At 37.1% G+C, this 9,755-nt stretch carries 12 protein-coding genes, 1 tRNA gene and 1 pseudogene; 10 read left to right on the plus strand and 4 right to left on the minus strand.

The annotated features are described in order from the left end of the window. Both QVB70_RS07545 and QVB70_RS07550 read left to right on the plus strand, forming a co-directional pair. A pseudogene (locus QVB70_RS07545) lies at positions 1-187 on the plus strand (metal-dependent hydrolase); the annotation flags it as partial. A 104-nt stretch (positions 188-291) separates the two neighbouring features. Further along, a complete protein-coding gene (locus tag QVB70_RS07550) occupies positions 292-687 on the plus strand; it encodes a DNA polymerase ligase N-terminal domain-containing protein (RefSeq protein ID WP_287585025.1) in 396 nt (131 codons plus the stop codon). Between the two features lie 29 nt (positions 688-716). Here QVB70_RS07550 and QVB70_RS07555 read toward each other — a convergent pair. After that, positions 717-891, minus strand: a tRNA-Ile gene (locus QVB70_RS07555). A gap of 280 nt (positions 892-1,171) precedes the next feature. Here QVB70_RS07555 and QVB70_RS07560 point away from each other — a divergent pair. The 4 genes from QVB70_RS07560 to QVB70_RS07575 all read left to right on the plus strand — a co-directional run bounded on the left by QVB70_RS07560 (position 1,172) and on the right by QVB70_RS07575 (position 4,493). Then, complete coding sequence (locus QVB70_RS07560) at positions 1,172-1,720, plus strand: hypothetical protein (RefSeq protein ID WP_287585026.1); 549 nt, start codon at positions 1,172-1,174, stop codon at positions 1,718-1,720. A 292-nt stretch (positions 1,721-2,012) separates the two neighbouring features. Further along, a complete protein-coding gene (locus QVB70_RS07565) occupies positions 2,013-2,993 on the plus strand; it encodes a hypothetical protein (RefSeq protein ID WP_287585028.1) in 981 nt (326 codons plus the stop codon). 351 nt (positions 2,994-3,344) lie between these two features. Continuing rightward, positions 3,345-3,854, plus strand: a complete 510-nt coding sequence (locus QVB70_RS07570; RefSeq protein WP_287585030.1) for a hypothetical protein — start codon at positions 3,345-3,347, stop codon at positions 3,852-3,854. Between the two features lie 504 nt (positions 3,855-4,358). Next, positions 4,359-4,493: a hypothetical protein gene (locus tag QVB70_RS07575; protein ID WP_287585032.1), complete on the plus strand. Its 135-nt coding sequence runs from the start codon at positions 4,359-4,361 to the stop codon at positions 4,491-4,493. Positions 4,494-4,971: 478 nt separating this feature from the next. Here QVB70_RS07575 and QVB70_RS07580 read toward each other — a convergent pair whose 3' ends face one another. Then, the gene (locus QVB70_RS07580) at positions 4,972-5,196 is read right to left on the minus strand and encodes a hypothetical protein (RefSeq protein WP_287585033.1); all 225 of its coding nucleotides are present in this window, start codon (positions 5,194-5,196) and stop codon (positions 4,972-4,974) included. A 445-nt stretch (positions 5,197-5,641) separates the two neighbouring features. Here QVB70_RS07580 and QVB70_RS07585 point away from each other — a divergent pair, with 445 nt between their 5' ends. Continuing rightward, positions 5,642-5,812 (plus strand): hypothetical protein, encoded by a 171-nt coding sequence (locus QVB70_RS07585; protein WP_287585035.1) that lies wholly within the window; start codon positions 5,642-5,644, stop codon positions 5,810-5,812. Between the two features lie 98 nt (positions 5,813-5,910). Here QVB70_RS07585 and QVB70_RS07590 read toward each other — a convergent pair whose 3' ends face one another. Next, complete coding sequence (locus tag QVB70_RS07590) at positions 5,911-6,525, minus strand: isoprenylcysteine carboxylmethyltransferase family protein (protein ID WP_287585037.1); 615 nt, start codon at positions 6,523-6,525, stop codon at positions 5,911-5,913. A gap of 80 nt (positions 6,526-6,605) precedes the next feature. Between QVB70_RS07590 and QVB70_RS07595 the strand changes: the two genes are divergently transcribed. Next, the gene (locus QVB70_RS07595; RefSeq protein ID WP_287585038.1) at positions 6,606-7,583 is read left to right on the plus strand and encodes a hypothetical protein; all 978 of its coding nucleotides are present in this window, start codon (positions 6,606-6,608) and stop codon (positions 7,581-7,583) included. An 87-nt stretch (positions 7,584-7,670) separates the two neighbouring features. Here QVB70_RS07595 and QVB70_RS07600 read toward each other — a convergent pair whose 3' ends face one another. Continuing rightward, positions 7,671-8,492, minus strand: coding sequence for an EFR1 family ferrodoxin (locus tag QVB70_RS07600; RefSeq protein WP_287585039.1), 822 nt, complete (start codon positions 8,490-8,492; stop codon positions 7,671-7,673). Between the two features lie 235 nt (positions 8,493-8,727). Between QVB70_RS07600 and QVB70_RS07605 the strand changes: the two genes are divergently transcribed. Together QVB70_RS07605 and QVB70_RS07610 are read left to right on the plus strand one after the other, a co-directional pair. Next, positions 8,728-9,216 carry a hypothetical protein gene (locus QVB70_RS07605; protein WP_287585040.1) on the plus strand — a complete coding sequence of 163 codons (489 nt, stop codon included), beginning with the start codon at positions 8,728-8,730 and terminating at the stop codon, positions 9,214-9,216. 60 nt (positions 9,217-9,276) lie between these two features. Then, a partial coding sequence (locus tag QVB70_RS07610; RefSeq protein ID WP_287585042.1) for a Glu/Leu/Phe/Val dehydrogenase occupies positions 9,277-9,755 on the plus strand: 479 nt, incomplete at its 3' end.

Raw genomic sequence — 9,755 nt, forward strand, 5'->3', positions numbered from 1 at the left:
ATGCGACGGAACATTTACGATGGACACCCCTGAGGTAGTAGAAGCCATATTAGCAATCAATCCGCAACACGTAATCCCGATGCACAGTAGGCAGACTGACCTTGAGAAAATCAGAAAAGAGGTCGAGGCAAAATCGAAAATCAAAGTCGCACTTCTCAAACCAGGTGAACAATTCGAAATAAAGTGATGTAGCCCGAGCGTAAGCTTCAAGTGATGTGATTACGATGCGCGCAGTACGAGCATAAAACGAGAAGCGCGAGGCGGGCACGAAAAGGGAGACTGTGAAGGGAAATGGTTAAGGAAGGAATCTACGTTATCCAGAAGCATGCTGCTACTCACTTGCATTATGATTTGCGTCTAGAGTTTGAGGGAGTACTAAAAAGCTGGGCTATTCCTAAGGAACCTCCTTTGAAGACAGGAATCAAAAGGCTAGCCGTTCAAACAGAGGATCATCCAATAGAGTATGCGACTTTTAGTGGAATCATCCCCGAAGGCGAATATGGAGCGGGTAGCGTTGAGATATGGGATAGGGGAAGTTTTAAGTTAATTAAAAAAACTGATACAAAGATAGAAGTTAATATTAGTGGAGACAAGCTTAGAGGTGGATATGTTCTTATCAAACTGAAGCCAAGAAAAGGCGAAAAAAGAGATGTGAATTGGCTTTTTTTTAAGATGAAAGGAAAATAGATAATAATCATAAATCTCTTGAAAATAAGTGGTGGGCCCGGTGGGAATTTCGGATGAAGCACCGGACTTCTATCATTCGAACCCACGACATCCGCTAACATCCCGCATTATGGGGACATGATCTCACGGTTATCAGCCGTGCGCTCTAACCAAGCTTCGCCTCTTCGTACACATAGAATGTTACGAAGATTGAGCCACGGGCCCATTTTTTAGTATTTTTTGTACACATCTTTGCATTGAGGTACAAGCAAGATTTAAGAGTATCCATTTTGTTAGAATTTTTAAATTTTTGGTTAAGTTGTTCTAGCCGTATTTGGTTTCGATTTCTATTGCCTCAGTGAGCCTAGAACCTCCACATTTATATAACAACCTATTCGACATGGCATTTTTCTTTAGGCCGTGCCAATAGAGTGAATAGAAGAGACATTATATATTTGATATCAGAATATATAACAAATCATAGTTTCTAAAAAAGTGATAGGGGATGGCAGAACTACTGAAGAAGATCCCGACTCAGAAATGTTGGGAAATAACGGCAAAAACTCTTACTGGATTCACAATGTTGAGAGGATCGAAAACTACAGCACCTCTTTTGGGAGAAGGGGAAGGTATCATCTCGCCTGTTATGGGTTATGAAAAATATAATGAGATTCAAGCAAAGATAATGGGTAGAGGAGCACAGAGAGTTTTTCCAATGGTTAAGGAAAGATTCAACATACCTGCTGATGATGCTATAGGTGCGGTTAAATTGCTCATCGTTGCTGTAACCTTAATGGGTGGACCCGAGTACAAGTTTGAACTAGTCGAGGCAAACCCAAAAAGAGCTGTACTAAGAAGGACAAAGTGTCCATGGTCGGAAAGATATAATGAGCGTCATATAGATCCAGAACTTTGGGTTTGTCCTGCAGGGCATCAAGCATGGTGCGAAGAGGGACTAAGGGCAGTTAATCCTAAGTTAACTTATAAGCTCGTGAAGACATTGATATGGGGAGACCCATACTGCGAAGCAATCATTGAGTTTAAGGAAGTCTAAATTTTTTTGAAATTCCGTTTCGTATTCCCTTTATTTACTCATTGAAGTAGACTTATTGTTGACTTTTTTTAAATCATAAAATAATACAAATCTTAAAATATAAATGTACGAATGACACATACATATTTTTATCAAAAGAATAATTCATATGAAATCCTGTGACCTGAAGTGCGTTATTGTAACGAGGAATTGGGGAGAACTCTGTATAATAAACGTATTTTTGAGTTCATCATTATTTAAGCCTTGAGTGAAGTTCTTAAAATGAAATCTGCTTTGGGGAGCGTGTGAGAGTTTGGCTAAGAAACTAGCGATACCCTGGGAACTAAAACATGACTGGGCAATGAGAGGTTGGGCATCCAGCCATCGAGGATACTTATATGCTAACCGGAAGAAATATGGTCCAGCAGCAGCTCTTGATCTTTTTGAGAGGGCTCAAAAAATTGATGAAAGAGTAAAGAATTTTGCAAATGCTATTCTAACCATCTTCAACCTTAAAGGCAACGATTGCGAAACGATTGGAGAAATACTTGACATCTGGGATGAGCTAACTGGGACTGAAGCTGGTTTGCTTAAGCGATCCAAAATAATCAATAGAAGAAAGGTCACCAAGTGTCCACTTGAAACAGGATACGAAGATATCAGCGACTGGTCCTTATCCTTCTTCGATATTATGGGAAAGATTGTTAATCCAAAGGTTATCCTCGAACGCCCTAAAGGAATGTGTGCCGGAGATCCCTATTGCGAATACGTTTGGAGGTTACAAGAGAAAACATCGAATGAGGTAACTGTGAAGACTACGGTTAAGAAAATGAAGATACCATGGGAACTAAAATACAATTTTGCTATGAAAGGTTGGACATCTAACCATAAAAGTTGGTTATATGCGCTACGCGAGAAATATGGTGCGTTAGAAGCAATTAGAATGTATGAAACGTTCAACGAAATGGGTGATAGAATCAAGAATATTGCCAATACAATTCGAACCATCTTCAAACTAGAAGGCAATGATTGCGAAACAATTGGGAAGTGCTGGGACATCTGGCATGAACTCGCAGGTCAGGATACCAATATACTTGAGCGATCGAAAACAATCAACAGATGGAGAATTATTAAGTGTCCGTTTCAAACAGAATATAAGGATATCAGTGATTGGTGCAATCGCTTCGATCATGTCATTGGTAGTACCATAAATCCAAACGCTACATGGGAAATGATTACTTGTATGTGTGCTGGAGATCCCTATTGTGAATGCGTCGTAAAATTAGAAGAATGAAAATAAATCCTATTTTAGGGGGTGATGGAGGGAGACAATTTCGATTTTCCTTGTAGTTATGAAAGTCTTTCACGCCGTTACTTATATGTAGCATAAACTAGATATTTGTAAAGTATTAATTTGCAAAAACTATATATAGAACTTGCTATAAATATATTTTTGACTTGTCATTTAATGGCAATTTTAATTTTTTAATTGTCATATGACAAGTCCTAGGGTAAGTTCAGTCAAATGAACAGGAGTCACTATTGAAAGAGTGAACTTGAAGGACTCTCATTAAAGTGACTCTTTACACCCTAAGCGCCGAGGAGGGGCGCACTATAAGTACCCAAATTGAGGAGAGGATGGAAAATGGCTGAGATAGCTGATAAAGTCCCAGTTGAAGATAAATGGGCATTCGCCACTAATGTTTTCAGTGGATCAGCAATGGGTTTAATGGCGCAACTTGTGGGTGCCTTGGGTAAAGAAAAAGTCATAGAGATTTTAAATGGAATGTGGGGTGGAGGCGGTGCGGCGCTTCATCCAATGATTCAGCAAAAATACAACATACCAGTAGAAGATGCAGCAGGGGCTGCTAGATTATCCCTTGTCGTTGGCAAAGTTGCCCTCGGTCCTGAATACACATCTGAAATTGTTGAGTCAACACCAGAAAGAGCTGTGAGGAGAACATATAAATGTGCGCTCTGGGAGAGGGCTAAAGAATATAATGTTCTTGATGCCTTTAAAGTTTGCGGCGAACCTTGTGCCACATTTGTGAAAGAAGGATTCAAGGCAGTTAATCCTAAAATAGACTTTAAGTTAACAAAATGCCCAGAGTGGGGAGATGAGTACTGCGAATTTCTCTACAAGTTCAAGAAATAGTAAACGGTTAGCCTTGTTGCTTTTAGAATCCTACACCACCCATTTTTTTTTTATAAACTTCCTTAACGAACTCGATTGGCGATTTTGTGGACAAAAACTTCTAAGATGCAAATTCTAAAAGGAAGAAAATATACCAATGGGGGAGACACATCCGAAGCCATTCTTTTTCGGGCATTATACCTCTCGATATCCTTTTAGGAATATTGGACGTATATCCCCCTCCAATTTTTTTGTAAATGTGTAGAATCCAGAGATTACAAAATCTAAAGTCTATTAAGAAAGAAGAAGAGTGAATGACTGTTTTTTGAGAAATTTAATCCTGTGAAAATGTAAAGTACTATATTTTGCAACTACCCTTAAAATATTCGCAAATATATATTTATTTTTTTTGCAGAGAATTTTTATCGGAGTATTGAATACTAATATTGGAAGTAGTGCTGTTTGCTTTTGTCTAAAATCAAAACATGCAAAATTCGATTAAGTATCAAGGTTGGTGAAGAAAAAATGGGTAAAGGAAAAGTCGTTGGAGGTATCATAGCGTTAATTGTAATAGTAGTAGCTGTGGTATTTGCCTTAGAATACTTTCAAGTATTTTCCGTTCCAGTCTTAGGACCTGCGTTAGGAAATCTACTCCCTTAATGAATTAGTCTCATAAGAATAGTTACAAGATGATTAGAAAGTCATTCTTTCTAATTATCCTTTTTCCAGAGTATATCAGCTATTTTTAGCACCATATTATTCATTTTTCTTGTTCTATCTCAGTGAATTGCCTGAAATAAAAATTTCACGTAAGTGAAAATGGCTTTTTATAAAATATGAAAACTCTAAGGAGAACGCCCAATATATATTTTAACTCTGTTTTCTTGCGATTTCTTTTCTATCTTAGAGCATCTAAAAAGATGGTGAGTATTACTCACAAATATCTATTTCACAAAAACGGTATTTTTGCTGAAAAACAGACGTTTAACCACTTATTCATAAAGAGAATATTTCTGAAAACACCCGAACATTCATTTCTGCTCTGCTAAATTGAAAAAAATGAAGAAAGAATCGTTTCCATATTTATTATCGACAAAAAAAGGCTATGTATAACAATTTGCCCTTTTTTGCACATATCTCACGAAAACATCATCCCTAAAGGATCATATTCGAATTTAGTTTCCCATATATCGCCACCGTTTCTAATAAAACACTTAAAGCCTAATTTCTGAAATGCAGCTACTTCCCGCCACAGTTTCATTTGTGGGCAATCCTTACCACATTGCTCATGTGCTTTATAACACAAGATCTGAAATGTACCATCTACTGTTCGATATTTCCTTATCGGTTCCTTCTCTGTCATCAAGTTCACCTCCATTTCTTTCGCCATCGCAGTTCACCCTTCCGTTTAATTTCCAGTTATTTAGTTTCAGAGCCTTTTCGAGTTGAAAGCTATGTTATAACTCTCTCTCATGTTCGTTACTATAGTTTTGTGAAATAGGTAAGAGAAGCGCATTACAATCATTTATATTTCTTTTGGAAAAAGTGCTAGTCTTAGCTTGTCAAAAGTAGTATCAAAGAATGAGGAAAATCTTAAAGGGATACAAAGAAGACTTGTAGATTTTTATGTATTCTTGCGAAAATTTAGAAATATTTTGGCTGAAATAGTTCCCTAGAGAACAGCAAATATTCAGTATAAAAGTATATATGTATGAAAGTCTACTATATGTTAATTTTGAGATTTTATCTGTCGAATTAACTATAAGTTAAGAAAAAGTATAAAATTATACAAACTCAGGGGGAGTTGTTTGGTTACTACAATACGCGTTGCGACTGAAGTGAAAAATAAGATTGACGAATTGCAAGCGAAATTGCTTCTAAACCAAAAATTAAAGGTCAGCAAGATGAAACTTATCGAAGAATTCGTTAAATTTGTAGAATCACAAGAAAAAGAGTTTTTTGCATTTATTAAAGGTTAAGGTCGCTTAATAAGTTAGAAGAGAGCATTAAACGTCTTTTTGTAACCAAAGAGATCAGGAACCCTTAAGAATGGATTAAATAGCGAACACAACTGAAATCATTTTCTAATCTTTGGCAGTAGCATTGGCACCTTCTTTTTATAATCTTCATATTCTTTGCCAAATTCTCTGACTAACTCCTTTTCTTCTTTCCATGATATGAGATAGACTAGTAAAATCATCAGAGGAGTAAAAAACAAGGAATAAATTGCTGATAAGAGAAAAGAAATTCCCACGTGAGCAAGTAATCCACCAAAGTATTGTGGATGCCTGACAGCGGAATAAACTCCTCCTGTAATAATTTTTTCCGGTCTATGTGTTTCTGTTACTTTTAGGGTAGTTTCCTGTACACCCTTAATCCCTAACCAGGCACCCAGAGCGAGGAAAGGCGTACAAATTATCAGGTGAAACACAGGAATTGAAAAATTAATAATTGGAATGATGACGGATACATTCTGAAGAATTGGAACAGTAAATCTTGATTGTGGTGAAAACCAGAGCCCCATCCAAAAGATGAAAAAAAACCATCCTGAAATGAGTCCATAAATCTCACCTCGTTTGATCCCCTTCTCTTTACCGTACTTTTCTTGGAGTTTCAAGTGCTCTACGGATAAAAAATGAAGTGGTATTATTGCGATTACACCAATTATACAGAAAAAAAACCAAATATACATCCTGCCACCTTAGTTTTTTAATCTGAATGATACAAATTCACTTTAAAGATGTTTTTGTTTTAAATTAATGGTGAATGACGATGGTAGAGAGATGGAGAAAACAACTTAACTTTGACCCTTTACCCCCATTGCTAACATCAAGAAATGAGGCAATTTTGTTTTTTACCCAACGTGATTTACTTGGTAAAAAGGAAATGGAGTCTATTGAAACATTGTGGCAGTTATCCCAAGTTAAAAAACTCATTCGAAAACAGCAAGAGGATGGTTTTTGGAAATATCCCGGTGGCGACACGTCCATTCGTTCAAGAGAGAACTATAATCAACTTGAGACGTATAGAATCATTGGAGAATTGGTTGAAAAATATGGAATTAACAAAAAACACCCTGCAATGCAAAAGGCAGCTGAGTTCTTATTCAGTTTTCAGACAGAAGAAGGTGATTTCAGAGGAATTTATGGAACTCAGTACGCTCCAACCTATACTGCAATGACCATGGAAATTCTCATTAAAGCAGGCTATGATAATGATCCTAGGATTGAAAAAGGATTTAAATGGCTTCTTTCTATTCGCCAAAGTGATGGCGGCTGGGCAATTCCATTTAGAACAGTTGGCAAGAAATTAGATAGAGAAATGTTGCATTCTGAAATTTTGATGCCTGATCTTTTGATGCCATCTGCTTGGTTGGTGACAGGATGTGTATTAAGAGCATTTGCGGCGCATCCTGAATTTCGAAAAACAAAAGAAGCTAAAGATGCTGGAGAATTCTTGGCATCTCGTTTTTTCAAACGGGATCGCTACTCTGATCGACAAGCAGTCAATTATTGGACTAGATTTACATTTCCTTTTTGGTTTACCGACTTATTGTCATCACTTGATTCGCTGTCTTATCTTGGATTTTCTGTTGATAATCCACAAATCAAGGAAGCTCTTGATTGGTTTACTAACAATCAAGAAGAGAACGGGACATGGAATCTGAAATTGACCAAGGGTAGAGATAAAGATTTGCTTTTATGGATGGGATTGGCGGTCTGTCGAGTATTCAAGAGGTTTTACAAGTGAACTACCCCACCCTTTCGGGGGAGGTCTTCTCGCGATAATAAAATTAAAGAGAGCAGAACTAATTCGTTTAGAAATGACAAATAATACCTACAAATAGATTTTACTTGTTTTTTTCGCCAAAAGTTCCTTTGTTGTATTATCTCTTTGTAGTAGCATCTTGAAGATTTTACTTAGATCATTTATTTTCAATACCTTATCAGGACAATTAGCGACACATCTAAGGCAGACGATACAATCATCCTTGTTTGCAGACCCTTCTTCAGCATTCATGGCCTGCGTAGGACATTGCTCTTCACAGGTTCGGCACATGCTGCATTCTTTGCCGTCTCTGGTAGGAAATTGTTTGATTATCTTAAACTTAGAATTCTCCAATTCATCCAATTGTTCTTCATTAAGCATGCCTTTTTCTAGTTCACCTAAGCGTCTAGAATCCTTATTAATGAATTTCTTATAGGTTTTTAACGCATATTCTCTAGCGACATCAAAATCTGAGGGGGCGGGTCTGTTTTCCATTGCCTCCCATCCAGCTAAATTAAATGTATGCGCACCTAAGAACTCAGCAGATGAAACAACTTCGAAATTCTGTTTTTCCAATATCTGACGAGTAGAATAATGGGATGGATGCACACGAATCCCGCCATAAGTAAAAAAGGTAGCACATTTCTTACCCTTACCATTCAATGTCTGCAACCATTCTCTTGCCAATCGTGGTGCTCTATTGTCATAAACAGGAAATCCGAAAATTACTGCATCATAAGGATCTAAATTAATATTTTTTTGTCTATCAGAATATGAAGTCATATTAAATTCGTCAATTTCTACATTTAACTCAGTTAGTTGTTCTTTTACAGTATTTGCTATTTGTGCGGTGTTTCCTGTTGCAGAAAAGTAAGCTAACAATAATTTCATGAGCAAAACTCCTTTAGGTCAATCACGATAAAACTTAAGGAAAGATAATTAACTCTTTTGGTACTTAGTTTTTTGATGGCTCTTTAAGACCTTCCAAACTACTGAATCAAAAAAGGGAAAGTAAATATAGTATAGTCTTTAAAATATCATTGACTGGAGAATCGATCGAGATATTTAATACTATGGTATTCGCCCCTATTTTATAAAAGACTCACTTCTTGGGATAGTTCTGCCAATGACCCAAACCGTTATCACATCTCTTATTCGTATGCCGTGTCTTTTCTATAGAGAACGTAGTAATGAATGTATGTTCCACAGAATGATCCAAAAATTTAGGACTGAAAAGACTATTAAAGAAGCAATCGACTTAGCCATTCAATCTATAGTTAGAGGACTCATAGAATATCATAAAGAGGATGTAAACCTTTCTAAGGAAGATTTCCAAAGAATCTCTGATGAAATGTGTTCTTTCATTATAGAAGGGCTAGACAAACCCGTTTCTAGAAGCCCTCCCTGTATGGGGCTTTTTTTAACCAACAAAGGCTATTCCTGTCCCATACACTCACTTTGTTTAGATGTAGATAAATATAACGCTATTTTAAACTATATCGGCTCCCCTGAAGATCCCGGATGCCTGTGTTACTTTTCTGCTCTGGTAAGAAGCCATGGAATTGTTAGTAAATCAACACTCAAAAAAGCGAAAGAATACCTAGCAAAGAAATAATTAGAAGAGTGTTAAGAAATTTAAACATCAAATTGAATGAAAGTAATGAAGGATTTTTTTATGAGTAACAAAGAGGATCCATTCGAAAACTTTTTGGAGACTTTAGATAACGCCGCTGAATTATTGAATTTAGACTCCAATATTCACAGCTTCCTCAGACGCCCCATGAGAACCCTTTCTGTAGCGGTAGGTGTTGTGCATGACAACGGTGACTACCAGCTCTATGATGGCTATCGTGTACATTACAATGATATTAGGGGACCCTGTAAGGGAGGTCTTCGATATCATCCTTCAGTTAGTTTAAACGAAACAACAGCACTCGCGGGTTGGATGACGATAAAATGTGCCGTAGTCGACATTCCTTATGGTGGCGCAAAGGGCGGTGTCAGGTGTGATCCAACAAAAATGTCACGGACAGAAATTGAACGACTGACTCGCAGATACATCTACATGATTCTTCCCTTGATAGGCCCTGAGAAAGATATTCCCGCTCCAGATGTAAACACTGATGAAAAAGTGATGGCTTGGATAATGGATAC

Source organism: Candidatus Borrarchaeum sp. (assembly GCF_019058535.1).
Classification (GTDB): domain Archaea; phylum Asgardarchaeota; class Sifarchaeia; order Borrarchaeales; family Borrarchaeaceae; genus Borrarchaeum; species Borrarchaeum weybense.

Coding starts and splice junctions, on each gene's coding strand:
- QVB70_RS07550 (WP_287585025.1), top strand. CDS start 292: ATGGTTAAGGAAGGAATCTACGTTATCCAGAAGCATGCTGCTACTCAC.
- QVB70_RS07560 (WP_287585026.1), top strand. CDS start 1,172: ATGGCAGAACTACTGAAGAAGATCCCGACTCAGAAATGTTGGGAAATA.
- QVB70_RS07570 (WP_287585030.1), top strand. CDS start 3,345: ATGGCTGAGATAGCTGATAAAGTCCCAGTTGAAGATAAATGGGCATTC.
- QVB70_RS07575 (WP_287585032.1), top strand. CDS start 4,359: ATGGGTAAAGGAAAAGTCGTTGGAGGTATCATAGCGTTAATTGTAATA.
- QVB70_RS07580 (WP_287585033.1), bottom strand. CDS start 5,196: ATGACAGAGAAGGAACCGATAAGGAAATATCGAACAGTAGATGGTACA.
- QVB70_RS07590 (WP_287585037.1), bottom strand. CDS start 6,525: ATGTATATTTGGTTTTTTTTCTGTATAATTGGTGTAATCGCAATAATA.
- QVB70_RS07595 (WP_287585038.1), top strand. CDS start 6,606: ATGGTAGAGAGATGGAGAAAACAACTTAACTTTGACCCTTTACCCCCA.
- QVB70_RS07600 (WP_287585039.1), bottom strand. CDS start 8,492: ATGAAATTATTGTTAGCTTACTTTTCTGCAACAGGAAACACCGCACAA.
- QVB70_RS07605 (WP_287585040.1), top strand. CDS start 8,728: ATGACCCAAACCGTTATCACATCTCTTATTCGTATGCCGTGTCTTTTC.